The following is a 22,580-nucleotide window of genomic DNA, read 5'->3' as shown; positions in this document are numbered from 1 at the left end:
GAGATGTTCGGTAAACTAAGCCTGGAGGCGATACCCTATCACGAGCCGATAGTCATGGTGACGCTTGCCATGATCGCGCTCGGCGGTATCGCTGTCGTCGGTCTTATCACCTATTTCCGCAAGTGGACCTACTTGTGGACCGAGTGGCTGACTACGGTCGACCACAAAAAGATCGGCGTGATGTACATCATCGTCGCGATGGTCATGCTGCTGCGCGGCTTTGCCGACGCCATCATGATGCGTACCCAGCTGGCTGCCGCTACCGGTGGCTCCGAAGGCTACCTGCCGCCTGAACACTATGACCAGATCTTCACCGCTCACGGTGTGATCATGATCATCTTCATGGCGATGCCGTTCTTCACCGGCCTGATGAACCTTGCGGTTCCTCTGCAGATCGGTGCACGTGACGTTGCCTTCCCGTTCCTGAACTCCCTGAGCTTCTACCTGCTGCTGGCAGGCGTGCTGCTGGTCAACATCTCGCTGGGCGTTGGTGAATTCGCCAAGACCGGCTGGGTTGCCTATCCGCCGCTCGCGGGCATTCAATACAGCCCTGGGGTGGGTGTCGACTACTACATCTGGGCGCTACAGCTATCAGGCCTGGGTACGACACTGACCGGCGTGAACTTCCTCGTCACCGTGATGAAGATGCGCGCACCTGGCATGAAGCTGATGGACATGCCGATCTTCACCTGGACCTGCACCTGGGCCAACGTGCTGATCGTGGCTTCGTTCCCGATCCTGACCGCTGCACTCGCACTGCTGACTGTTGACCGTTATCTGGACTTCCACATTTTCACCAACGAGCTTGGTGGGAACCCGATGATGTACGTCAACCTGTTCTGGGCGTGGGGTCACCCTGAGGTTTACATTCTGATCCTGCCGGCCTTCGGCGTGTTCTCGGAAGTGACTTCGACCTTCTCCGGCAAGCGTCTGTTCGGCCACCACTCGATGATCTACGCATCGGGCGCCATCGCCGTTCTGGGCTTCGCCGTATGGCTGCACCACTTCTTCACCATGGGTGCCGGCGCCAGCGTCAACACCTTCTTCGGCCTGGCGACGATGCTGATCTCCATCCCGACCGGTGTGAAGCTGTTCAACTGGCTGTTCACCATGTACCAGGGCCGTGTGCGCTTCACCGCGCCAATGCTGTGGACCCTGGGCTTCATGATCACCTTCTCGATCGGTGGCATGACTGGCGTTCTGCTGGCTGTTCCAGGTGCTGACTTCGTACTGCACAACAGCCTGTTCGTAATCGCTCACTTCCACAACGTGATTATCGGTGGTGCGGTATTCGGCTACATCGCCGGCTTCGCCTACTGGTGGCCAAAAGCGTTCGGCTTCAAGCTGAACGAGAAGTGGGGCAAGGCTGCCTTCTGGTTCTGGATCTCCGGTTTCTACGTTGCGTTCATGCCGCTGTACGCCCTGGGCTTCATGGGCATGACCCGTCGTCTGAACCACTCCGACAACCCACTGTGGGAACCCTACCTGTACGTAGCCGTTGCCGGCGCCGTGCTGATCCTGTTCGGTATTGCCTGCCAGCTGATCCAGATCGTCGTTTCGATCCGCGACCGCGAGCAGAACCTGGACGTGACCGGCGACCCATGGGGCGGCCGTACCCTGGAATGGTCGACTTCGTCGCCACCTCCGTTCTACAACTTCGCCCACATGCCAGAAAAAGTTGGCCTGGACTGCTGGAACGAAGCCAAGGAAGCCGGTGTTGCCTACAAGGTGCCGGGCAAGTACGAAGCGATCCACATGCCGAACAACACCGCTACCGGTCTGTTCATGGGTCTGTTCCTGACTGTCTTCGGCTTCGCTTTCATCTGGCACATCTGGTGGCTGGTTGGCGCTAGCCTGCTGGCAACCATCGCGGTCTTCGTTCGCCACGCTGCGCGTGACGACCAGGGCTACATGGTTCCGGCCGAAGAAGTGGCGCGCATCGAAGGCGAGCGTCTCAAAGCGCTGGCCAAAGCAGGTGCTCTGCCTGCCGGCGCACGTGTCGAATCGTTTGAACGGGTGTAATCAATGTCCAGTCAAGTAATCCACGGTGGCGCGCATGGTCATGACCATGCTCACGATGACCACCACCACGACTCGGGCCAGATGACCGTCCTCGGTTTCTGGCTGTACCTGATGACCGACTGCATCCTGTTTGCGTCGCTCTTCGCCACCTACGCGGTGCTGTCCGGCAGTTTTGCCGGCGGCCCGTCGGGTCACGACATCTTCCAGCTCGACTTCGTAGCGGTTGAAACGCTGTTCCTGCTGCTGTCCTCGATCACCTTCGGCTTCGCCATGCTGAAGATGTTCGACGGCAAGAAAGCGGGCGTACTGGGCTGGTTGGCTGTGACCTTCCTGTTCGGTGCAGGCTTCATCGCGATGGAAATCTATGAATTCCATCACCTGATCAGCGAGGGCTTCGGCCCGACCCGCAGTGGCTTCCTGTCGGGCTTCTTCGCCCTGGTAGGTACCCACGGTCTGCATGTGACTGCCGGCCTGATCTGGATGGCAATCATGATGTACCAGATCAACAAGCACGGCATCACGCCGACCGCCAAGACCCGCATGAGCTGCCTGAGCCTGTTCTGGCACTTCCTGGACGTGGTCTGGATCTGCGTATTCACCGTCGTCTACCTGCTGGGAGTTCTGTAATGGCTAACGCACACGACACTCATCACGAAGGTAACCACGGCAGCGTCAAGTCGTACATGATCGGCTTCATCCTGTCGATCATCCTGACCGCGATCCCGTTCGGCCTGGCCATGTCGCCAAGCCTGCCGAAGAACCTGACCGTTCTGATCATCGTGGCCATGGCCGTGATTCAGGTAGTGGTACACCTGGTGTACTTCCTGCACATGGACCGCTCGAAAGAGCAGCGTTCCAACGTGTCGACGTTCCTGTTCACCGCCATGGTGATTGCACTGCTGGTCGGCCTGTCGCTGTGGATCATGTTCAGCATCCACTTCGAAATGATGGCCAAGTGAGGTAAGACTGCATGTCCGTGAAGCACTTTATCCAAATCACCAAACCGGGGATCATTTTCGGTAACGTGCTTTCCGTGGCAGGCGGTTTCTTCCTTGCCTCGAAGGGCCATGTGGACTTCGCCCTGTTCCTGGCGGTGGTGATCGGTACTTCGCTGGTGGTGGCGTCCGGATGCGTGTTCAACAACTGCATCGACCGTGACATCGACCACAAGATGGAGCGCACCAAGAACCGCGTCATGGTGCAGGGCGGCATGTCGCTGACCCTCGCGCTGGTCTACGCCACCCTCCTCGGGGTGGCGGGCTTCAGCCTGCTGTATGTCCAGGCCAACCCGCTGTCGGCGTTCTGTGCGCTGATCGGCTTCATCGTCTACGTCGGTTTCTACAGCCTCTGGCTGAAGCGCAAATCGGTGCACGGCACCTTGGTCGGCAGCCTGTCCGGTGCCATGCCTCCGGTGATCGGCTACTGCGCCGTGAGCAACAGCTTCGACCTGGCAGCAGTGACCCTGCTGGTGATGTTCAGCCTGTGGCAGATGCCGCACAGCTTCGCCATCGCCATCTTCCGCTTCAAGGATTACAGCGCTGCCAACATTCCGGTCCTGCCGGTGGCACGCGGCATCCTCGCGGCGAAGAAGCAGATCGTGCTGTACGTGCTGGCCTTCCTGCTCGCCACCTTGATGCTTACCCTCGGCGGTTACGCCGGCCTCGGCTACCTGGCCGTGGCGGCAGCCATGGGCCTGTACTGGCTGTACATGGCCTGGGGTGGCTACAAGGCTGAAGACGACAGCAAGTGGGCCCGCAAGGTATTTGGTTTCTCCATCCTCACCGTCACTGCCCTTAGCGTGATGATGGGTGTGGACAGCCAGACCGCTGCGGACGTGCTGATGACCTACGCGCGCTGATCGAGGCGAGTGCTTCACTAAAGACCCGGCCACTGTGCCGGGTTTTTTTATGCTTGTGATTTTCGTCTTGGCTTCTTCGCGGGCTCGCCCGCTCCCACAGGTACTGCACAGGTTTCAGATACTGCGCAATCCTTGTGCGGGCTTGCCCGCGAAGAGGCCTGACCTGAAAACATAAATCTCAGATTTTCAAAAAATACATCTGAAAAATTCTAACAAAACAGGAAATTGTCCTTTACAGGTATCCTCTATCAGCACTATCTTCTGATTCAGGCCGCCGCAGCGGTCAGCGTCGCTCGGACGGTTCCGGGCGCTTACGTACCCCAGAGGAAACCATGGCCAATCCAGGTTCGCCGCGCCGCTTCGCGCGCATCGATCGTCTCCCCCCTTACGTCTTCAACATCACTGCCGAGCTCAAGATGGCTGCCCGCCGCCGTGGCGAGGACATCATCGACCTGAGCATGGGCAACCCCGATGGCGCGACCCCGCCGCACATCGTCGAGAAGCTGGTGCAGGTCGCCCAGCGTGATGACACCCATGGTTATTCCACCTCTCGCGGCATCCCGCGCCTGCGCCGCGCCATCTCCAACTGGTACAAGGAACGCTACGAGGTCGATATCGACCCGGAGAGCGAAGCCATCGTCACCATTGGCTCGAAAGAGGGCCTGGCGCACTTGATGCTCGGCACCCTCGACCACGGCGACACCGTGCTGGTGCCCAACCCGAGCTACCCGATCCACATCTACGGTGCCGTGATCGCCGGCGCCCAGGTGCGTTCCGTGCCGCTGGTGCCGGGCGTGGACTTCTTCAACGAGCTGGAGCGGGCGATCCGCGAATCGATCCCCAAGCCAAAAATGATGATCCTCGGTTTCCCGTCCAACCCTACCGCCCAGTGCGTGGAGCTGGACTTCTTCGAGCGCGTGGTGGCCCTGGCCAAGCAGTACGATGTGCTGGTGGTGCATGACCTGGCCTATGCCGACATCGTCTACGACGGCTGGAAGGCCCCGTCGATCATGCAGGTGCCGGGCGCCAAGGACATTGCGGTGGAGTTCTTCACCCTGTCCAAAAGCTACAACATGGCCGGCTGGCGGATCGGCTTCATGGTCGGCAACCCCGAGCTGGTCAGTGCCCTGGCGCGGATCAAGAGCTACCACGACTATGGCACCTTCACCCCTCTGCAGGTGGCTGCCATCGCCGCGCTGGAAGGTGACCAGCAGTGCGTGCGTGACATCGCCGAGCAGTACCGCCAACGTCGCAACTTGCTGGTCAAGGGCCTGCACGAACTGGGCTGGATGGTCGAGAATCCCAAGGCGTCGATGTACGTGTGGGCGAAGATTCCGGAGCAGTATGCGCACCTGGGTTCGCTGGAGTTTTCCAAGAAGCTGCTGGCCGAAGCCAAGGTCTGTGTGTCGCCGGGCATCGGTTTTGGTGACTACGGCGACGACCATGTGCGCTTCGCCCTGATCGAGAACCAGGACCGCATCCGCCAGGCGATCCGCGGTATCCGCCAGATGTTCCGGGCTGACGGCTTGACCCAGAAATAACATGTCACCCGGGCCCGCTTCGGCGGGCCCGGGACTGCCGGATAAACGGCCAACTATTTTTGCATTGCCCCTCTTCTCAGCCGACCTGGCTTCGATTACAAATGGCGCCCGGGCCCAGACCCGATAACAACAACCTTCCCTCCGTGCCATCATGTCCGAAAACAACCCTTGCCTTGACTGCGGCGCCTGCTGCGGGTACTTCCGTGTGTCCTTCTTCTGGGGCGAATGCCAGTCTGCCGGCGGCCTTGTGCCAGATGACCTTGTGGTACAGATCAACCCCACCCGCGTTGCCATGATCGGCACCGACGCCAAGCCTTGCCGCTGTGTGAGCCTGCAGGGCGAGATCGGTACCGAGGTGGCGTGCACCATCTACGCCAACCGTTCCAGCCCATGCCGCGAGTTCGAGGCGTCGTGGGAGGGTGGGGTGCATAACCCCAGCTGTGACGATGCGCGCGCGGCTTATGGGCTGGCGCCGTTGACGCCGCCGGGGGCCAACGAGCCGCATTGGCCAGATGATGGGGCCGAGGTGGCCTGAGCCATTTTCGCCAGCCTCTGCCGGCCCCTTCGCGGGTAAACCCGCTCCCACAGGTACAGCGCAAGCTTCGGGCCTGGGGAGTTCCTGTATGAGCGGGCTTGCCCCGCGAATGGGCTGCAAAGCAGCCCCGGGATGCTCGAACCGGTCACATGACGTTAAACTGTCATCTCCCCAGCAATGGACAGGAGATCCGGCGTGACCCCACCCCGCAGTTTCCCGACTGACCTCTGCCTCGACAGCCCGCGCCTGCAGCTGCGCCCAATGCGCCACGCCGATGCTTCTCAATGGCTGACGATCATGGCCGACCCCGAGGTCATGCGTTACTGGCACCATGCCCCCTGGCAAGACCTGGCCGAAGCCGAAAGCGCCCTGGCCGCCGACCGCGAGGCCTATACCAATGGCGACCAGCTCAAGCTTGGCATGTACCGCCGCGACAATGGTGAACTGATCGGCATGGTCCAGCTGTTCAACATCGACGATGTCTCGCGTCGTGGCGAGATCGGCTATTGCCTGGCCAGTGCTGTGCAGGGCAGGGGCTACATGGACGAAGCACTCACCTGCTTCATCGACTACATCGCCCACACCCTGCACATGCGCCGCCTTGAAGGCGAAATCGACCCACGCAATCAGGGCTCGGCACGAACCCTCGAACGCCAGGGCTTCGTGCTCGAAGGCACGCTGCGGGCACGCTGGTGCGTGGCGGGCGAGCTGACTGATTCGGGCATCTACGGCCTGCTGCTGGAACCACCTGTCGCATGAGCCTATCTCGCTGGCCTGCGTTCTATCTCACGCTCAGCCTTGCCCTGTACCTGCTCAGCCTGGCCTTCGACGGTGCGCTGATGAGCGCCGGCCGGCACATGCCGGCGCTGCAGATGTTCCTGTATGGGCCCTGGGGCATTCCCTTCGGCATGTTCCAGTGGTTTGCCAACCCGCTGCTGGCGGTCGCCATCCTTTGCCACCGGCGCTTTCGCCGCCTGGCTCTGTTGCTTGGGCTGGGTGCGTTGTACCTGGCCGTTAGCAGCTTCGGCATTGAACGTCTGCCGGATAACATCAGCTATGAGTTCACAGTTCGTACGGGGTTCGGCGCCGGTTTTTACTTGTGGGTGGCGGCGTTCATGGTGTTTTGTATGGGGCAGGCGTGGCAGTGCTGGATCGCGCGCAGCAGCGACGATGTGCCGGGCTGGAACTGGCTGGATGTCACCCTGATCGCAGCGCTGGCCGTGACCGCCTATTCGGCGACGCAGATGCCAGCGCTGCGCTTCGAACCGGGCAAGGTGCTGATGCCGCCTGAACCTGTACAAACGCTTTGAAGGGATTTGCGATGAACAAGCGATACCTGATGCTACTGGCCTTTGTTGCCCCGTTGGCACTGGCCGATGACAACTCGCCGGCCTACGGCCAGTGCATGGACAAGGCCTCTAGCACGTTGGCCATGAGCAGTTGCATTCAGAACGAAACACAACGCCAGGACCAGCGCCTGAATCGGGTTTACAAGCAACTGATGGCCAAGCTCGAGCCCGGGCCACAGAAGAGCCTGCGCGATGTGCAGCGGCAGTGGATCGCCTATCGTGATGCCAACTGCAGGTTCCATGTGCAGGTCAGTGGCGGGACCATGGCGCAGCTCGAAGGTGGCATGTGCGTGCTGGACATGACCCGCGAACGGGCGGCGGAACTGGAGCGGGTGCTCAGCCCCGGGCAATGAAGTTCACACGGTTTATTGTAGGAGCGGCCTTGTGTCGCGAAAGGGCTGCAAAGCAGCCCCGGCAATTAATGCTTTTTCGCTGAGGCCCAGGGGCTGCGTTGCAGCCCTTTCGCGACACAAGGCCGCTCCTACAAGGTGAACCGCGTTTCGATCAGCGATTGGCACGTGCCTTGAGGTATTCGCGCACCTCCACGCCATCCCCGGCAAACTCGATCCGCTCGGCCTTGGCTTCACGCTGATAGGCGTACATCGGGTCGTAGTACTCCTTGAGCAACCCTTCGATCCAGCCCCGGTGCAGGTCTACAGAGCCACTGCGCAGTTGCTCTTCCAGTGCTTCACTCAAGATGGCAGACAAGCGCTGGAAGCGTTCGCCGCCAAGGCGCTTGTGGATGTTGCTCATGCTTTGCATCAACCGCCCGGCAAACTTCAGGCGACCGTCTTCCTCGCCATGCACATCGACGAACTCTGCGCACAGGTTGATCACGTAATCACGCAGGATGCGCTCCACGCGGTTCTCGAAACTGTCTTCCAGCCACACCATCGGGTACTGCTGCATCCCTTGGTAAAGCTCCAGCGGCACCGAGCAACTGCCAACGATTCGGCCTTCGTCTTCCAGCACGAACTGCTCGATGCCACGGGCGCGCTTCTTCAGCACATCGACCGCCAGTTTGTTCTCGAAGTCGATCTGCGCAGGCTGGCCTGTGGCGCGCTTGCCGAAGCTGGAGCCGCGATGGTTGGCGTGGCCTTCGAGGTCGAGCACGTTGTTCAGCTGGTGCAGCACGTCGGTCTTGCCGGTGCCGGTGAGGCCACCGACCAGCACGAAATCGCATTGCTCGACGGCCTGCTGGGTGGTTTCCAGCAGGAAGGTGCGCATGGCCTTGTAGCCACCCTTGATGCGAGGGTAGTCGATGCCGGCCTCGTCGCGCAGCCATTGCTGCACGATCAGCGAGCGCAGGCCGCCGCGGGCGCAGTACAGGTAACCATCAGGGTGGGCCTTGGCAAAACTGGCCCAGGCATGCAGGCGCTCGCGTTTGCTCGCGCCGCTGACCAACTGGTGGCCGAGTGTGATGGCGGCGGCCTGCCCCTGCTGCTTGTAGCAGGTGCCGACTTTCTGCCGCTCCTGGTCCGTCATCAGCGGCAGGTTGACGGTGCCGGGGAAGGCACCTTTGACGAATTCGATCGGCGCGCGCATGTCCATCATCGGCGCGTCGTCAAGGAACAGTTGGCGCAAATCGGTGCAGTCGGGGCGCATCAGTTCACCTCGACCGCATGGCTCTGTCGCTCGACCAGCAGGCCGATCGGCGACAGGTTCAGGCCCAGTTCGCCTGCCACTGCCAGGAACTCGGCTTCGCCTTCAGGGGTAACGGCAACCAGCAGGCCACCGCTGGTCTGCGGGTCGCACAGCAGGTGCTTCTGCTCATCGGTCAGCGCACCGAGCTTGTGCCCGTAGCTGTCGTAATTGCGCAGTGTGCCGCCAGGTATGCAGCCTTCGGCCAGGTAATAATCGACACTTGGGAGGCGTGGCACGGCGGCGTAGTTCAGCTCCGCCGTCAGGCCGCTGCCCTCGGCCAGCTCGACCAGGTGGCCGAGCAGGCCGAAACCGGTCACGTCGGTCATCGCCTTGACCCCATCGAGCTTGCCGAAGCGGCTGCCCGGTGTGTTCAGCGTGCACATCCAGTCGCGCGCCAGGCCCTGGTCCTGCTCGCGCAGCTTGGCCTTCTTCTCGGCGGTGGTGAGGATGCCGATGCCCAGGGGCTTGGTCAGGTACAGGCGGCAACCGGCGGTGGCGGTGTCGTTGCGCTTGAGGTGGCGCTTGCTGACCACGCCGGTGACCGCCAGGCCGAAGATCGGCTCGGGGGCGTCGATGGAGTGGCCGCCGGCCAGCGGGATGCCGGCTTCGGCGCACACGGCACGGCCACCGCGGATCACTTCGCGGGCGACTTCCGGTGGCAGCACGTTGACCGGCCAGCCGAGGATGGCGATGGCCATCAGCGGGTCACCGCCCATGGCATAGATGTCGCTGATCGCGTTGGTAGCGGCAATGCGGCCGAAGTCGTACGGGTCGTCGACGATCGGCATGAAGAAGTCGGTAGTCGACACCACGCCACGTTCGTCGTCCAGGGCATACACGGCGGCGTCGTCACGCGAGGCATTGCCGACCCACAGCTTCGGGTCCAGGGCCTGGGCGCCGCTTTCGGCGAGGATCACATCCAGCACCTTGGGGGAGATCTTGCAGCCACAGCCGGCACCGTGGCTGTACTGGGTCAGGCGAATCGGCTCGCTCATACGTACCTCAGGGATCGATTTGATGCGCGATTGTAGCAAAGCTGGCCTTTGCGCCCGCGACTCTTATAATTCCCAGCGTCGGCATGTTGCCGGCACTTTTCCCCGCTATTGAACCGGAGAACCCCCATGCTCAAACGCCCCTTGGCGCTCGCCGCCGGCCTCGTGCTGTCCTGTTGTGCCGTCGTCGCCCAGGCTGCCGACACCTTGCGGGTCAGTGCCATCCCCGACGAAGCGCCGACCGAACTGCTGCGCAAGTTCGAGCCATTGGGCAAGTACCTGTCCCAGAAGCTGGGCATGGAGGTGAAGTTCGTACCGGTGGCCGACTACCCGGCCGTGGTCGAGTCGCTGGCCAGCAACCGCCTGGACATGGCCTGGCTGGGCGGCTTCACCTTCGTCCAGGTGCACCTGAAAGACCCGACCGCCACGCCGCTGGTGCAGCGTGAGCAGGATGCCCAGTTCACCTCCAAGTTCATCACCGCCAACCCAGCCGTGAAGAGCCTGGCCGACCTCAAGGGCAAGTCGTTCGCCTTCGGTTCGATCTCGTCCACTTCGGGCAGCCTGATGCCGCGTTACTTCATGCTCAAGGAAGACAACATCAAGCCCGAGGGCTACTTCGGCCGCGTGGCCTATTCCGGTGCCCACGACGCGACCGTGGCCTGGGTGCAGGCCGGCAAGGTCGATGGCGGCGTGCTCAACGCCAGCGTCTGGCAGAAGCTGGTCGATGCCGGCAAGGTCGATACCAGCAAGGTCAAGGTGTTCGCCACCACCCCGACCTACTACGACTACAACTGGACCGTGCGCGGCAACATGGACCCGGCCCTGAAAGCGAAAATCAAGCAGGCCTTCCTCGACCTCGACCCCGCCAACCCGGAGCACAAGGCGATCCTCGACCTGCAGGCGGCCAGCCGCTTCATCGAGACCAAGCCTGAAAACTATGCGGGCACCGAGCAAGCCGCACGTGAGGCCGGCCTGCTCAAGTGACTATTCATGTACACGGCGCCGGCCTGCGCCACGGCCAGGTGCGCGCGCTCGATGCGGTCAGCCTGAGCATCGCCAAGGGTGAGCGGGTGGCGATCATCGGCCCCTCGGGGGCCGGCAAGTCCAGCCTGCTGCACCTGATGGCCACCGCCGTACAGCCCAGCAGCGGGCAGCTGGAACTGTTCGGTGAGCAGCCCTGGGCGTTGTCTGCCGGGGCGCGCCAGCGCCTGCGCGCACGCATTGGCCTGGTGCATCAGGCACCGCCGCTGCCGCCACGCCAACGGGTGGTGACGGCGGTACTGGCGGGGCGCCTGGGGCAGTGGGGCCTGCTGCGCGGGCTGCTCAACCTGGTGTATCCGACCGATGTGCCGGGGGCGCGACAGGCCCTGGCCGAACTGGGCCTGGCCGACAAGCTGTTCGTTCAGTGCGGGCAGTTGTCCGGCGGCCAGTTGCAGCGGGTCGGCATTGCCCGGGCGCTGTATCAGCGGCCAGAAGTGCTGTTGACCGATGAGCCGGTGTCGGCCATGGACCCGGTGCTGGCCGACCACAGTCTGGCGCTGCTCAATCGCCATGCCCAAGCCAATGGCGTGACCCTGGTGGCTAGCCTGCATGCGGTCGACCTGGCGCTTGCGCACTTTCCGCGGGTGATCGGTATTCGTGAAGGGCAAGTGGCGTTCGACTGCTCGGCCGAGGCGGTGACCGAGCAATTGCTCGATGCACTGTACGCCAACGAGCAACTGGGCTCGCCAGCGCAAGCCCAGGGCCCGGCCTTGACTGTGCAGATTCCACGATGCTGAAGGCCGACGCCCGCGACCCGGCCGCATTGCCGCGGTTGCTGCTGACCTTGCTCGCCTTGGCCGTGCTGTGGCCCGGGCTGCAACTGAGCGAACTGAACCCTGGGGTTTTGCTGCAAGCAGAAAACCGTCAGCAGATCGCCAGCTTCACCCGGGCTTTCTGGCCGCCAGCGCACAATGCCGAATTCCTCACGTTGTTGTACCAGTCCACCTTGCAGACCTTGGCCGTGGCGACGGCCGGCATGGCTCTGGCGTTGCTGCTGGCGGTCCCGGCCAGTCTGCTGGCCAGCCGTGCGCTGTCATTGCGCGCGGCTTCCCGTGGTGGTCGGGCAGGGCCGTGGTCGCGATTGTTGCGCCTGCCCGTTCGCGGCTTGCTGATCTTCCTGCGCAGCGTCCCGGAGATCGTCTGGGCACTGCTGTTCGTGCGGGCTGTGGGGCTGGGGCCGACAGCCGGGGTGCTGGCCATCGCCATTACCTACAGCGGCATGCTCGGCAAGGTCTACGCGGAAATCTTCGAATCGGTCGACCAGCGCCCGGCGCATGCCTTGCTGCAGGCCGGCAGTGGCCGGTTGACGGCCTTCTTCTACGGCATCCTGCCCAGTGCGTCGGCGGAGGTGGTGTCCTACACCGTCTACCGCTGGGAATGTGCCGTGCGTGCTTCGGTGGTGATGGGCTTTGTCGGCGCCGGCGGGCTGGGGCAGCAGATCGACCTGTCGATGCGCATGTTCGCCGGGGGCGAGGTGGCGAGCATGTTGCTGGCGTTCCTCGGCCTGGTGTTGCTGGCCGATCTGCTCAGCCGATTCCTGCGGGGGAGGCTGGCATGAACCGGGTGATCAATCTGCTGGTAATCGTTGCCATTGTGGCGGCGGTGGTGGCGTCGTTCGGCTATCTGGAACTGGACCTGCATGCCCTGGTGGGCGATGGCGGGCTGGGGCAGATGGGGGAATATGCCGCCCGCTTCCTGCACCCGGACTTGTCCGCTGAGCACCTGCAAGCTGTATGGCGAGGCGCTCTGGAAACCCTCGCCATGTCTGGGCTGGGCACGTTGCTGGCGATGTTCCTCGGCATGTTGCTGGCCTTGCCGGCGGCGGGGCGCTTCGGTTGGCCGCTGCAGTCGCTGGCGCGCTTGCTGCTCAATGCGCTGCGGGCCATTCCGGAGTTGGTGTGGGCTGCATTGACGGTGCTGGCGGCGGGCCTGGGGCCCAATGCCGGTACGCTGGCCCTGGCCCTGCACACCTCGGGAGTGCTCGGGCGCCTGTTCGCCGAAGCGCTGGAGAATTCGCCGGCGGAACCTGCCGCAGCGATCCGCCTGCAGGGCGGGGGGCAGGTGGCAGCATTCTGTTACGGGACCTTGCCGAACCTGTGGCCGCAGTTGCTCGCTTACAGCCTGTATCGCTGGGAGAACAACATTCGCATGGCCAGTGTGCTGGGGTTTGTCGGGGCAGGGGGATTGGGGCAGATGCTTTACACCACCCTGAGCCTGTTCCAGGAGGCCCAGGCCAGCACGGTCATCATGGCGATGTTGCTGCTGGTGTTGCTGGTGGATGCCTTCAGTGACGTGCTGCGCCAGCGGTATGTGCGGGCCTGACAGATAGCCGGGGCCGCTTCGCGGCCCTTTCGCGACACAAGGCCGCTCCTACAGGTAACGCGATCTTCTGTAGGAGCGGCCTTGTGTCGCGAAAGGGCTGCGAAGCAGCCCCATTCACGACACCAACTCCCCACACTGAGCTTCCCGCTGCATCGATTCCAGATTCCGCTCGATGGTCTCGCAGATCGTGTCCATCTGAATCTGATGTTCACTGAAGCGAAACGGACTCTGCAGATCCGTCCCGATCCGCTCGATCGCCAGCAGCATGAACCCCACCACCGTCGACGCCAGTGGCGTGAACCAGCCCAGCGATTCCACCAGCCCCACCGGCACGATCAGGCAGAACAGCGTTATGAACAGCCGCGGGAAGTACACGTACGGGTAGGGTAGCGGCGTATTGGCGATCCGCTCCATGCCACCCTGGGCATTGGACAGGTCTACCAATGTCGACTCCAGCCGCGCCAGGCGAATGCTGTCCAGACGCCCGGCCTGGTATTCCCGTGCCAGTAATGCCGCCGAGCCACTGAGGATATCGTTGGCGAAGTTGTTCGAACGGTTGCGCCGCTCGAACTCTGCCGGCGGGATGAACGCCATCAGCTCGTCCGGGCAGGCCTCACCCTTCAGGTGCGCCGCCAGGCAGTTCACATAGGCGATGTGCCGGCGCAGCAGGGTCGCCTTGACCGGGTTCAGTCCATCTTCGGTGTCATCGATCAGCGTCAGCGTCTGCCGGGCGAAGCTGCGTGAACTGTTCACCAGCGCTCCCCACAAGGTGCGCGCTTCCCACCAGCGGTTGTAGGCGCTGCTGTTGCGAAAGCTCACCAGCACCACCAGTGCCGAACCCAGCAAGGTCAGCGGAATCAGCGGCAGGGTGAACTTGCTGTTGAAGAACAGCATGAAATCGATGGTGACCAGCACGTCCCAGAGCAGCAGCCACAACAGCGACCAGCCGATGTAGCCGAAGGTCTTTACGATCAGGCGGTATTTGCGGGCGATGACGTCTTTCACGCGGGGTGCCTCGAAAAGCCGGGGATGCAGAATGGGACGTCGAGGAGGGGTGAAGGTTCGGCACCGGATGTTGCAAGAGATTTTGCCGTTCGAAGCACGGTGATAAGTCTGACAAAGCCATAGGACGTAGCTGGCGCCGGATTGAGCGAGTTTCAATGGGGAATGTGGGCGACTGCAAGTCAGTTGGCGAGGGTGTTAGTGAGCTCCGCATCAGTGTTTCTGCGGGGTAGCGTATCTACTTCACGCGCAGAGGCAGTAGATTGATTCTCTTGTTGGTTGGGGGAGACAAGTCGTCTCAGACCTTCGACATCCTGAAGGCCAAAAATCTGGCGAAGGAGCTGAAATGAAAGAAGAGCTGATTCCATTTGATATGGCAGCATTGCTCGATAGTGATGAGGCGATCAGCGAATACCTCACTCAGGTGCTATCTGATGGTGATACCGCTGAGATCATCCGTGCACTTGGTCATATAGCCCGTGCCAAAGGCATGACTCAAATTGCAGCTCAAAGCGGGCTGGGACGAGAGAGCCTGTACAAAGCGCTTAGCCCTGGGGCAAAGCCTCGCTTTGATACCGTGCTGAAGGTCATACGCGCACTAGGGGTAGAGCTTTTCGCCCAACCCCATGTTTCCTCACGCTAGCAATCAACCTGTCAGTTTCTTCATCTGCACCAAGGCCACCCGTTTGCCATCCTGAACCTGCCGCTCTTCAATGCCAAACGGTACGAAGCCAAGTTGTGGATAAAGCAGCAAACCCGCAGTGTTGTGGTTGAAGCACGACACCCAGACTTCCCGCGCCGCGAACTGCTCGCGGGCCAGCTCGGCCATGCATTGCACCAGGTAACGCGCCACGCCCTGGCCGCGAGCGGCGGGGGCGACCACCACGTTGCCGAGGGCACAGATACCGCCGTGCTCGGCCTTGTAGAAGTTGGCAAAACCGAGCACCAGGCCGTCGCCTTCGACCACCGTCGAACCGCTGCGCTGGGCGATGGCGTCGCTCAATTGCGCGGGGGTGAGCGGGTAGGTGGCTTTGGGGAACATGTAAAACAGCTCGTCCGGGCCTTGCGGGAAGCAGCAGATGGCCGGGATGTCACTGGGTTCGACGGGGCGGTGGACAAGGTGCATGGCAGGTCCTTTGCGTGAATGTGCCGACCGCAACCGTATCATGTTGGCCCGCAACGATGGATCAAGGTTTGCTGGCTACTGCCACATAGCCCTTGATCGCGGCTGGCGCGTCGTGCCGCTTGCCCTTGTGCGCCAGGTACTGGAAGCGCCGCCATTCCTTGTCGATTTCGCTGTAGGACATAAACACGCTGATCCGTGCCTTGTCGGCGAGGTCCGGGCGGTTGCGGGCATCGATCCCGTCTTTGGCGATGAAGGCGACGTTCATTCCGACTACCTTGCCGTCATCGGCGAACACCGGGCCGCCGGACATCCCCTTGACCAGCGGGCCGTCGTGCACCGAGTAGAACACGCTGCCCGGTGTGCCATCGAGGCGTACCAGCGAGTCGAGCGTACGGCCCTTGCCTTGCACAGGCATCATCAAGCTGTTGAAGCCGACTGCAGTTACCGACTCGCCCGGCACGTACTGCCGCCACTCTGGCAACTTGTCGGCCTTGTGTTTGAAAAACACCACATCGCCCAGCCCTTCATGCACCACGTTGCGCAGGAACGGGGTGTGCTTGGCAGTGACGGCGTAGTCTTCGTTCCACTGGATGGCGGTGGCCATCAGCAGCATCGGGATGGGGGCACCGGAAGTGACGACAAAAGCCTGGTCGTAGACGGGGTCTGAAACGTAAGCGGTTGGCATTCCATTGCACCCACTCAGCAGCATCATTGCTGCCAGACAGGGCGCGAGATTGTTCATGGGTCACGCAAAGTGGTATGGATAGGGGGTGCGACTATGGCTAAGTGATATTACAGAATCAATACTTTAGTTGTATCGCAGACGAATGACAGCTTATGGCCATTACTCAGCGAGGGCCAATAGATTCGAAGGATGCCTGCAGGCAGCCAAGTCGTTGAAGTGGCGTCAAAAAGGCGGGTTTTTAGCTTGTCAGGATGAATGAGCTGGGTTGAGCTGCATTGAGCCGAATCGGAGATATCATGACGTTGCCAAACAAGATCCTGAGCGTGTTGCAGGGCAATCGAGCGCTCAGTTCCCGTGAATTGGCCGAGCACCTGGACGCTAGCTGGTCAACTGTCAAACGTCATCTGGTGGTACTGCTGGAGGCGGGCAAGGTTGGGCGCGAGAAAGATGGGCGCACTAACCGATACCGACTCAACTGTGCTGCACCACGTGCAATCGATAGCGCGACAACGCTCGAGGCCATGGGTGTTCCGGACCCTGTTCGCCTGCGGTATCGGGAATTGCTGAATGAGGCGATCAACGCCGTAGTGCGTGAGCGATCAGGTGCAGATCAGGTGGTGGCCGGGCTGGAACTTTCGGTAGAGGAAAAGCCCCAGTTCGAAACCCTGTTGCGCCAGGAGCTGGACATTCTTGCTCTGCACAACTGCGCCCGTTATCGATTGACCATGAAGCAGGTAAAGGCGTGGATTGAGGCGGGTCGCCCATTCTGAGGGGGCAGACGCAAGCTAAATTTCAGGCACAAAAAAACCGACCATAAGGTCGGTTTTTTCCGGATCTTGGTGCCCCGAGGGAGACTCGAACTCCCACTCCTTTCGAAAACGGATTTTGAATCCGCCGCGTCTACCAATTCCGCCATCAGGGCTTGTGGCGCGCAGTATAGAGAGGTCGCCCAAGCCGGTCAATCGGCTTTCATGGTCAATTTTCACGCATTGGGCTAAACTTCCCGGCCCTGTCGAACCCGAACATCATCATGCGCGTCGCCGATTTTTCTTTCGAACTCCCCGATTCCCTGATCGCCCGCCACCCTCTGGCCGAGCGCCATGGCAGCCGTCTGCTGGTCCTCGATGGGCCGAGCGGGGCGCTGGCGCACAAGCAATTCCCCGATCTGCTCGACTACCTGCAGCCGGGTGACCTGATGGTGTTCAATAACACCCGGGTGATTCAGGCGCGGCTGTTTGGCCAGAAAGCCTCCGGTGGCAAGCTGGAAGTGCTGGTCGAGCGTGTGCTCGACAGCCACCGTGTGCTGGCCCATGTGCGTGCCAGCAAGGCGCCGAAAGAGGGCGCAGTGATCCTTGTCGATGGCGGTGGCGAGGCCGAAATGGTCGCTCGCCACGACACGCTGTTCGAGCTGCGCTTCACCGAAGAAGTGCTGCCCCTGCTCGACCGGGTCGGCCACATGCCACTGCCGCCGTACATCGACCGCCCCGATGAAGGCGCCGACCGTGAGCGCTACCAGACCGTCTACGCCGAACGCGCCGGTGCGGTTGCCGCGCCGACTGCCGGCCTGCACTTCGATGAAGCGCTGCTGGAGAAGATCGCCGCCAAGGGCGTCGAGCGCGCCTTCGTCACCCTGCACGTGGGCGCCGGCACCTTCCAGCCGGTGCGGGTCGACAAGATCGAAGACCACCACATGCACAAGGAGTGGCTCGAAGTGAGCCAGGACGTGGTCGACGCCATCGAGGCCTGCCGCGCCCGTGGCGGCCGGGTGATCGCGGTCGGTACCACCAGCGTGCGCTCGCTGGAGAGCGCGGCGCGCGATGGCCAGCTCAAGGCCTTCAGCGGTGACACCGACATCTTCATCTTCCCTGGCCGGCCATTCCATGTGGTCGATTGCCTGGTCACCAACTTCCACCTGCCGGAGTCCACGTTGCTGATGCTGGTCTCGGCCTTCGCCGGTTACCCCGAGACCATGGCTGCCTATGCGGCGGCGGTCGACAACGGTTACCGCTTCTTCAGTTATGGTGATGCCATGTTCATCACCCGCAATCCGGCGCCACGCGGCCCAGAGGATCAAGCATGAGTCGCACCTGTCGAATGTCGTTCGAACTGCTGGCTACCGACGGCAAGGCCCGTCGTGGCCGGCTGACCTTCCCCCGTGGCACGGTCGAGACCCCGGCGTTCATGCCGGTGGGTACCTATGGCACGGTCAAGGGCATGCTGCCGCGTGACATCGAGGCCATCGGCGCCGAGATCATCCTTGGCAACACCTTCCATCTGTGGCTGCGCCCGGGTACCGAGGTGATCAAGAAGCACAACGGTCTGCACGATTTCATGCAGTGGAAAGGCCCGATCCTCACCGACTCCGGTGGTTTCCAGGTGTTCAGCCTGGGCGCCATGCGCAAGATCAAGGAAGAGGGCGTAACCTTCGCCTCGCCGGTCGACGGCTCCAAGGTGTTCATGGGCCCTGAGGAGTCCATGCAGGTGCAGCGGGACCTGGGATCGGACATCGTGATGATCTTCGACGAATGCACGCCATACCCGGCCGAGCACGATGTCGCGCGTACCTCCATGGAGCTGTCGCTGCGCTGGGCCCAGCGCTCGAAGAATGCCCACGGCGACAGCAGCGCTGCGCTGTTCGGTATCGTTCAGGGCGGCATGTACCAAGACCTGCGCATGCGCTCGCTGGAAGCGCTGGTCAACATCGACTTCGATGGCCTGGCCATCGGCGGCCTGTCGGTGGGCGAGCCCAAGCACGAAATGATCAAAGTGCTGGATTACCTGCCAGACCAGATGCCGGCTGACAAACCTCGTTACCTTATGGGGGTAGGCAAACCGGAAGATCTGGTTGAGGGTGTGCGCCGCGGCGTCGACATGTTCGACTGCGTGATGCCCACGCGCAACGCGCGCAACGGCCACCTGTTCGTCGATACAGGGGTGATCAAGATCCGCAACGCGTTCCATCGCCATGATGATTCGCCGCTGGATCCGACCTGTGACTGCTACACCTGCACCAACTTCTCCCGTGCTTATCTGCATCATCTGGACAAGTGCGGCGAAATGTTGAGCAGCATGCTGAATACCATCCACAACTTGCGCCATTACCAGCGCTTGATGGCCGGTTTACGCGAGGCTATTCAACAAGGTAAATTGGCCGCCTTTGTCGACGCCTTCTACGCCAAGCGCGGGCTGCCTGTGCCGCCTTTGGACTGACTGTTCGCATCCATTATTAGAAAATTACATTAGGAGTGCCCAATGAGCTTCTTGATCCCCGCCGCATACGCGGACGCTGCTGCACCCGCCGCTGGCCCAGCCGGTACCGGTTTCGAGTGGATTTTCCTGGTAGGTTTCCTGGTCATCTTCTACCTGATGATCTGGCGCCCGCAGTCCAAGCGTGCCAAAGAGCAGAAGAACCTGCTGAGCAACTTGCAGAAAGGTGACGAAGTTGTCACCAACGGCGGTATCGCCGGCAAGATCGTCAAGGTCTCCGACGACTTCGTGGTCCTGGAAGTTTCCGACACCGTCGAGCTGAAGTTCCAGAAGGGTGCCATTGCGGCCACCCTGCCAAAAGGTACGCTCAAGGCTATCTGAGTTACCGGTTTCATTTTTCCAGTCGGGGCGCGCAAAGCGCCCCGCGTCTTGAACGGGCGGCGTGATGCTGAACAAATACCCTCTGTGGAAATACGCACTGATCCTGGTGGTACTGGCGATCGGTTTCATTTATTCCGCTCCCAACCTCTACCCGGATGATCCGGCGGTGCAGATCAGCGGTGCCAGCTCGGCGCTGCATGTCAACCAGGCCGACCTCGACCGCGTCAGCAAGGCGCTGGTTGACGCTGGCATCACCGTCAAGGGCGCGAGCCTGGGTGAGAAGGGCAGTGGGCTGATTCGCCTGACCAACCAGGAAGATCAACTGCCAGCCAAGGATGTCGTGCGCAAGGCACTGGGCGATGATTACGTCGTGGCCCTGAACCTGGCCCAGACTACCCCGCAGTGGCTGCGTAACCTGGGTGCAAGCCCGATGAAGCTGGGCCTGGACCTGTCCGGTGGTGTGCACTTCCTGCTGGAAGTGGACATGGACAAGGCCATGAGCGCCCGCATGAAAGTCTACGAAGGCGAGGTCAAGACCTTGCTGCGCAAAGAGCGCGTCCGCTACCGCAGCCTGCCGCAGCAGGATGGCGCCGTGATGCTGGGCTTCGCCGACGATGCTACCCGCGAACAGGCACGTGCCCTGATCCGCAAGAATTTCAATGATTTCGACCTGACCACCAGCGAGCGCAACGAGCTCGCCGTGCTGCGTCTGGCGCTGACCCAGGCGAAAGTCGCCGAGATCCGCGAATACTCGATCAAGCAGAACCTGACCACCGTCCGCAACCGTGTGAACGAGCTGGGTGTGGCTGAGCCGCTGGTGCAGCGCCAGGGTGCCAACCGTATCGTGGTCGAGCTGCCGGGCGTGCAGGACACTGCCGAAGCCAAGCGCATCCTCGGCAAGACCGCCAACCTGGAGTTCCGCTTCGGCGCCGAGCCGGGTGCCTCCAAGGCCACTACCGAGGTCTTCGAGTTCCGTGAAGGCAACCGTTCCGCCGCAGTCGAGCGTGGCCTGATCATTACCGGTGACCAGGTCACCGACGCCCAGGCCAGCTTCGACGAGCACGGCCGCCCACAGGTGAACATCCGTCTGGATGGCCATGGTGGCGAACTGATGAGTCGCGCCACCCGCAGCAATGTCGGTCGCAGCATGGCGGTGATCTTCATCGAGCAGAAACCGGTCACTCGCTACGTCAAGCAGACTGTCAACGGTGTCGAGAAAGACGTTGCCGTACAGAGTTTCCAGGAAGAGAAGAAGATCATCAGCCTGGCGACCATCCAGTCGCCGCTGGGCAGCCAGTTCCGCATCACCGGCCTGAACGGCCAGGGTGAGTCCTCGGAGCTGGCCCTGCTGCTGCGTGCCGGTGGCCTGGCTGCGCCGATGTACTTCGCCGAAGAACGCACCATCGGTCCAAGCCTGGGTGCCGACAACATCACCAAGGGTATCGATGCGTCGCTGTGGGGCATGCTGTTCGTCTCGCTGTTCATCATCGCCATCTACCGCGCCTTTGGCGTGCTGGCCACCATCGCCCTGGCGGGCAACATGGTCCTATTGCTGGCGTTGATGTCCCTGCTGGGTGCAACGCTGACCCTGCCGGGTATCGCGGGTATCGTGCTGACCATGGGCATGGCGGTTGACGCCAACGTGCTGATCTTCTCGCGTATCCGTGAGGAAATCGCTGCTGGCATGTCGATACAGCGCGCCATCCACGAAGGCTTCAACCGCGCCTACTCGGCGATCGTCGATGCCAACCTGACCACGTTGCTGGTCGGCGGCATCCTGTTCGCCATGGGTACAGGCCCGGTCAAAGGCTTCGCGGTTACCATGTCCCTCGGGATTTTCACCTCGATGTTCACTGCCGTGATGGTGACCCGTGCATTGGTCAACCTGACGTGCGGCGGGCGTGACATCAAGAAGCTGTGGGTTTGAGGGAGCTGCGATGAAAACCATCAATTTCATGGGCGTGCGCAATGTCGCGTTCGCCATTACCGTGCTCCTCACCGTGCTGGCACTGTTCAGCTGGTGGCAGAAGGGCCTGAACTTCGGCCTGGACTTCACTGGCGGTACGCTGATCGAACTGACCTACGAGCGCCCGGCTGACCTCAAGGCCGTACGTGCCGAGCTGGTCGAGTCCGGCTTCCACGAGGCCGTGGTGCAGAGCTTCGGTGCTACCACCGACCTGCTGGTGCGCATGCCGGGCGATGATCCGCAACTGGGCAACAAGGTGGCTGAAGCCTTGCAGAAGGTGGGCGGCGACAACCCGGCTACGGTCAAGCGTGTCGAGTTCGTTGGCCCGCAGGTGGGTGAAGAGCTGCGTGACCAGGGCGGCCTCGGCATGCTTCTGGCGCTGGGCGGTATCCTCATCTACCTGGCGTTCCGCTTCCAGTGGAAGTTCGCCGTGGGTGCGATCGTCTCGCTGATCCACGACGTGGTGGTGACCCTGGGAATTCTGTCGTTCTTCCAGATCACTTTCGACCTGACGGTGCTGGCTGCGGTGCTGGCGATCATCGGCTACTCGCTGAACGACACCATCGTCGTGTTCGACCGGGTGCGCGAGAACTTCCGCGTGATGCGCAAGGCCTCGCTGATCGAGAACATCAACGTCTCGACAACCCAGACCCTGCTGCGGACCGTCGCCACCTCGGTTTCGACCTTGCTGGCGATTGCCGCACTGCTGTTCTTCGGTGGTGACAACCTGTTCGGCTTCTCCCTGGCACTGTTCATCGGTGTCATGGCAGGTACCTACTCGTCGATCTACATCGCCAACGTGGTGCTGATCTGGCTGAACCTGAACAGTGAAGACCTGATTCCGCCGGCGAAAACTGATGGAGTGGATGACCGTCCTTAAGGATTAGACCTACGCCGTTCGGCGGCCAA

At 61.8% G+C, this 22,580-nt stretch carries 25 protein-coding genes, 1 tRNA gene and 1 pseudogene; 21 read left to right on the top strand and 6 right to left on the bottom strand.

Annotated features, from left to right (window positions below):
- Positions 1–3 precede the first annotated feature (3 nt).
- The 9 genes from cyoB to ACIPW4_RS07400 all read left to right on the top strand — a co-directional run bounded on the left by cyoB (position 4) and on the right by ACIPW4_RS07400 (position 7,658).
- On the top strand, positions 4–2,022 hold the full coding sequence (gene cyoB / locus ACIPW4_RS07440; protein ID WP_400656260.1) for a cytochrome o ubiquinol oxidase subunit I: 2,019 nt from the start codon (positions 4–6) through the stop codon (positions 2,020–2,022).
- Between the two features lie 3 nt (positions 2,023–2,025).
- Positions 2,026–2,649: a cytochrome o ubiquinol oxidase subunit III gene (cyoC, locus tag ACIPW4_RS07435; RefSeq protein ID WP_159412054.1), complete on the top strand. Its 624-nt coding sequence runs from the start codon at positions 2,026–2,028 to the stop codon at positions 2,647–2,649.
- A complete protein-coding gene (cyoD, locus tag ACIPW4_RS07430) occupies positions 2,649–2,981 on the top strand; it encodes a cytochrome o ubiquinol oxidase subunit IV (protein ID WP_103445642.1) in 333 nt (110 codons plus the stop codon). Before cyoC ends, cyoD begins: the two co-directional genes overlap by 1 nt.
- Positions 2,982–2,992: 11 nt before the next feature.
- A complete protein-coding gene (gene cyoE, locus ACIPW4_RS07425; protein WP_054887539.1) occupies positions 2,993–3,880 on the top strand; it encodes a heme o synthase in 888 nt (295 codons plus the stop codon).
- 332 nt (positions 3,881–4,212) lie between these two features.
- Positions 4,213–5,421, top strand: a complete 1,209-nt coding sequence (alaC, locus tag ACIPW4_RS07420) for an alanine transaminase (protein WP_103445641.1) — start codon at positions 4,213–4,215, stop codon at positions 5,419–5,421.
- A gap of 151 nt (positions 5,422–5,572) precedes the next feature.
- Positions 5,573–5,956, top strand: coding sequence for a YkgJ family cysteine cluster protein (locus ACIPW4_RS07415; RefSeq protein ID WP_400656256.1), 384 nt, complete (start codon positions 5,573–5,575; stop codon positions 5,954–5,956).
- Positions 5,957–6,151: 195 nt separating this feature from the next.
- A complete protein-coding gene (locus ACIPW4_RS07410; protein ID WP_400656254.1) occupies positions 6,152–6,715 on the top strand; it encodes a GNAT family N-acetyltransferase in 564 nt (187 codons plus the stop codon).
- On the top strand, positions 6,712–7,266 hold the full coding sequence (locus ACIPW4_RS07405) for a hypothetical protein (protein ID WP_400656251.1): 555 nt from the start codon (positions 6,712–6,714) through the stop codon (positions 7,264–7,266). The genes ACIPW4_RS07410 and ACIPW4_RS07405 overlap by 4 nt, the downstream gene beginning before the upstream one ends.
- 11 nt (positions 7,267–7,277) lie before the next feature.
- Positions 7,278–7,658: a lysozyme inhibitor LprI family protein gene (locus ACIPW4_RS07400; RefSeq protein WP_400656248.1), complete on the top strand. Its 381-nt coding sequence runs from the start codon at positions 7,278–7,280 to the stop codon at positions 7,656–7,658.
- Between the two features lie 151 nt (positions 7,659–7,809).
- On the opposite strand, the gene mnmH is transcribed toward ACIPW4_RS07400, so the two are convergent.
- Both mnmH and selD read right to left on the bottom strand, forming a co-directional pair.
- Positions 7,810–8,910, bottom strand: coding sequence for a tRNA 2-selenouridine(34) synthase MnmH (gene mnmH / locus ACIPW4_RS07395; RefSeq protein ID WP_400656246.1), 1,101 nt, complete (start codon positions 8,908–8,910; stop codon positions 7,810–7,812).
- A complete protein-coding gene (selD, locus tag ACIPW4_RS07390) occupies positions 8,910–9,944 on the bottom strand; it encodes a selenide, water dikinase SelD (RefSeq protein WP_400656243.1) in 1,035 nt (344 codons plus the stop codon). The genes mnmH and selD overlap by 1 nt, the downstream gene beginning before the upstream one ends.
- 126 nt (positions 9,945–10,070) lie before the next feature.
- On the opposite strand from selD, the gene ACIPW4_RS07385 reads away from it, so the two are divergent.
- From ACIPW4_RS07385 to phnE, 4 genes are read left to right on the top strand one after another with little or no spacing between them, the layout of a single operon-like run.
- Positions 10,071–10,925, top strand: a complete 855-nt coding sequence (locus tag ACIPW4_RS07385; protein WP_400656241.1) for a putative selenate ABC transporter substrate-binding protein — start codon at positions 10,071–10,073, stop codon at positions 10,923–10,925.
- A complete protein-coding gene (locus ACIPW4_RS07380) occupies positions 10,922–11,719 on the top strand; it encodes a phosphonate ABC transporter ATP-binding protein (RefSeq protein WP_400656238.1) in 798 nt (265 codons plus the stop codon). Before ACIPW4_RS07385 ends, ACIPW4_RS07380 begins: the two co-directional genes overlap by 4 nt.
- Positions 11,713–12,540 (top strand): PhnE/PtxC family ABC transporter permease, encoded by an 828-nt coding sequence (locus tag ACIPW4_RS07375; protein WP_400656235.1) that lies wholly within the window; start codon positions 11,713–11,715, stop codon positions 12,538–12,540. The genes ACIPW4_RS07380 and ACIPW4_RS07375 overlap by 7 nt, the downstream gene beginning before the upstream one ends.
- Complete coding sequence (phnE, locus tag ACIPW4_RS07370) at positions 12,537–13,304, top strand: phosphonate ABC transporter, permease protein PhnE (protein WP_400656233.1); 768 nt, start codon at positions 12,537–12,539, stop codon at positions 13,302–13,304. Before ACIPW4_RS07375 ends, phnE begins: the two co-directional genes overlap by 4 nt.
- A gap of 114 nt (positions 13,305–13,418) precedes the next feature.
- Here the strand turns inward: phnE and ACIPW4_RS07365 are convergent, their stop codons facing one another.
- Positions 13,419–14,309 carry a bestrophin family protein gene (locus tag ACIPW4_RS07365; RefSeq protein ID WP_400656230.1) on the bottom strand — a complete coding sequence of 297 codons (891 nt, stop codon included), beginning with the start codon at positions 14,307–14,309 and terminating at the stop codon, positions 13,419–13,421.
- Between the two features lie 134 nt (positions 14,310–14,443).
- Between ACIPW4_RS07365 and ACIPW4_RS07360 the strand changes: the two are divergent.
- Together ACIPW4_RS07360 and ACIPW4_RS07355 are read left to right on the top strand one after the other, a co-directional pair.
- Positions 14,444–14,656, top strand: a pseudogene (locus tag ACIPW4_RS07360) (type II toxin-antitoxin system RelE/ParE family toxin); the annotation flags it as partial.
- Positions 14,653–14,949: an addiction module antidote protein gene (locus tag ACIPW4_RS07355; protein ID WP_400656228.1), complete on the top strand. Its 297-nt coding sequence runs from the start codon at positions 14,653–14,655 to the stop codon at positions 14,947–14,949. The pseudogene ACIPW4_RS07360 and the gene ACIPW4_RS07355, both read left to right, overlap by 4 nt.
- Positions 14,950–14,952: 3 nt before the next feature.
- Here ACIPW4_RS07355 and ACIPW4_RS07350 read toward each other — a convergent pair whose 3' ends face one another.
- The gene (locus ACIPW4_RS07350; protein WP_400656226.1) at positions 14,953–15,432 is read right to left on the bottom strand and encodes a GNAT family N-acetyltransferase; all 480 of its coding nucleotides are present in this window, start codon (positions 15,430–15,432) and stop codon (positions 14,953–14,955) included.
- A gap of 61 nt (positions 15,433–15,493) precedes the next feature.
- The gene (locus ACIPW4_RS07345; protein ID WP_400656458.1) at positions 15,494–16,141 is read right to left on the bottom strand and encodes a trypsin-like peptidase domain-containing protein; all 648 of its coding nucleotides are present in this window, start codon (positions 16,139–16,141) and stop codon (positions 15,494–15,496) included.
- Between the two features lie 272 nt (positions 16,142–16,413).
- On the opposite strand from ACIPW4_RS07345, the gene ACIPW4_RS07340 reads away from it, so the two are divergent.
- The gene (locus ACIPW4_RS07340) at positions 16,414–16,887 is read left to right on the top strand and encodes a winged helix-turn-helix transcriptional regulator (RefSeq protein WP_400656223.1); all 474 of its coding nucleotides are present in this window, start codon (positions 16,414–16,416) and stop codon (positions 16,885–16,887) included.
- 67 nt (positions 16,888–16,954) lie between these two features.
- Here the strand turns inward: ACIPW4_RS07340 and ACIPW4_RS07335 are convergent.
- Positions 16,955–17,039 (bottom strand) — tRNA-Leu (locus ACIPW4_RS07335).
- A 108-nt stretch (positions 17,040–17,147) separates the two neighbouring features.
- Between ACIPW4_RS07335 and queA the strand changes: the two genes are divergently transcribed.
- The 5 genes from queA to secF all read left to right on the top strand — a co-directional run bounded on the left by queA (position 17,148) and on the right by secF (position 22,551).
- Positions 17,148–18,197 (top strand): tRNA preQ1(34) S-adenosylmethionine ribosyltransferase-isomerase QueA, encoded by a 1,050-nt coding sequence (gene queA / locus ACIPW4_RS07330; RefSeq protein WP_400656221.1) that lies wholly within the window; start codon positions 17,148–17,150, stop codon positions 18,195–18,197.
- Between the two features lie 14 nt (positions 18,198–18,211).
- The gene (gene tgt / locus ACIPW4_RS07325; RefSeq protein ID WP_165837370.1) at positions 18,212–19,327 is read left to right on the top strand and encodes a tRNA guanosine(34) transglycosylase Tgt; all 1,116 of its coding nucleotides are present in this window, start codon (positions 18,212–18,214) and stop codon (positions 19,325–19,327) included.
- 42 nt (positions 19,328–19,369) lie between these two features.
- A complete protein-coding gene (gene yajC, locus ACIPW4_RS07320) occupies positions 19,370–19,705 on the top strand; it encodes a preprotein translocase subunit YajC (RefSeq protein ID WP_027920288.1) in 336 nt (111 codons plus the stop codon).
- A gap of 64 nt (positions 19,706–19,769) precedes the next feature.
- Positions 19,770–21,632: a protein translocase subunit SecD gene (secD, locus tag ACIPW4_RS07315; RefSeq protein WP_400656219.1), complete on the top strand. Its 1,863-nt coding sequence runs from the start codon at positions 19,770–19,772 to the stop codon at positions 21,630–21,632.
- A 10-nt stretch (positions 21,633–21,642) separates the two neighbouring features.
- Positions 21,643–22,551, top strand: a complete 909-nt coding sequence (secF, locus tag ACIPW4_RS07310; RefSeq protein ID WP_400656217.1) for a protein translocase subunit SecF — start codon at positions 21,643–21,645, stop codon at positions 22,549–22,551.
- The last annotated feature ends 29 nt before the right edge of the window (positions 22,552–22,580 follow it).

The sequence above is a fragment of the Pseudomonas sp. NPDC089996 genome (genome assembly GCF_044748405.1).
GTDB lineage: Bacteria > Pseudomonadota > Gammaproteobacteria > Pseudomonadales > Pseudomonadaceae > Aquipseudomonas.
The sequence above is the reverse complement of the archived record's forward strand: the minus strand, read 5'-3'. Positions and strand labels throughout refer to the sequence as shown.

Bases quoted from the DNA above. Each gene is read 5' to 3' on its own strand.
- ACIPW4_RS07405 (WP_400656251.1), top strand. From the start codon at position 6,712: ATGAGCCTATCTCGCTGGCCTGCGTTCTATCTCACGCTCAGCCTTGCC.
- alaC (WP_103445641.1), top strand. From the start codon at position 4,213: ATGGCCAATCCAGGTTCGCCGCGCCGCTTCGCGCGCATCGATCGTCTC.
- ACIPW4_RS07350 (WP_400656226.1), bottom strand. From the start codon at position 15,432: ATGCACCTTGTCCACCGCCCCGTCGAACCCAGTGACATCCCGGCCATC.
- cyoE (WP_054887539.1), top strand. From the start codon at position 2,993: ATGTCCGTGAAGCACTTTATCCAAATCACCAAACCGGGGATCATTTTC.
- ACIPW4_RS07375 (WP_400656235.1), top strand. From the start codon at position 11,713: ATGCTGAAGGCCGACGCCCGCGACCCGGCCGCATTGCCGCGGTTGCTG.
- cyoB (WP_400656260.1), top strand. From the start codon at position 4: ATGTTCGGTAAACTAAGCCTGGAGGCGATACCCTATCACGAGCCGATA.
- secD (WP_400656219.1), top strand. From the start codon at position 19,770: ATGCTGAACAAATACCCTCTGTGGAAATACGCACTGATCCTGGTGGTA.
- queA (WP_400656221.1), top strand. From the start codon at position 17,148: ATGCGCGTCGCCGATTTTTCTTTCGAACTCCCCGATTCCCTGATCGCC.
- selD (WP_400656243.1), bottom strand. From the start codon at position 9,944: ATGAGCGAGCCGATTCGCCTGACCCAGTACAGCCACGGTGCCGGCTGT.
- cyoC (WP_159412054.1), top strand. From the start codon at position 2,026: ATGTCCAGTCAAGTAATCCACGGTGGCGCGCATGGTCATGACCATGCT.
- phnE (WP_400656233.1), top strand. From the start codon at position 12,537: ATGAACCGGGTGATCAATCTGCTGGTAATCGTTGCCATTGTGGCGGCG.
- secF (WP_400656217.1), top strand. From the start codon at position 21,643: ATGAAAACCATCAATTTCATGGGCGTGCGCAATGTCGCGTTCGCCATT.
- ACIPW4_RS07385 (WP_400656241.1), top strand. From the start codon at position 10,071: ATGCTCAAACGCCCCTTGGCGCTCGCCGCCGGCCTCGTGCTGTCCTGT.
- ACIPW4_RS07355 (WP_400656228.1), top strand. From the start codon at position 14,653: ATGAAAGAAGAGCTGATTCCATTTGATATGGCAGCATTGCTCGATAGT.
- ACIPW4_RS07400 (WP_400656248.1), top strand. From the start codon at position 7,278: ATGAACAAGCGATACCTGATGCTACTGGCCTTTGTTGCCCCGTTGGCA.
- mnmH (WP_400656246.1), bottom strand. From the start codon at position 8,910: ATGCGCCCCGACTGCACCGATTTGCGCCAACTGTTCCTTGACGACGCG.
- ACIPW4_RS07415 (WP_400656256.1), top strand. From the start codon at position 5,573: ATGTCCGAAAACAACCCTTGCCTTGACTGCGGCGCCTGCTGCGGGTAC.
- ACIPW4_RS07340 (WP_400656223.1), top strand. From the start codon at position 16,414: ATGACGTTGCCAAACAAGATCCTGAGCGTGTTGCAGGGCAATCGAGCG.
- yajC (WP_027920288.1), top strand. From the start codon at position 19,370: ATGAGCTTCTTGATCCCCGCCGCATACGCGGACGCTGCTGCACCCGCC.
- tgt (WP_165837370.1), top strand. From the start codon at position 18,212: ATGTCGTTCGAACTGCTGGCTACCGACGGCAAGGCCCGTCGTGGCCGG.
- cyoD (WP_103445642.1), top strand. From the start codon at position 2,649: ATGGCTAACGCACACGACACTCATCACGAAGGTAACCACGGCAGCGTC.
- ACIPW4_RS07345 (WP_400656458.1), bottom strand. From the start codon at position 16,141: ATGCTGCTGAGTGGGTGCAATGGAATGCCAACCGCTTACGTTTCAGAC.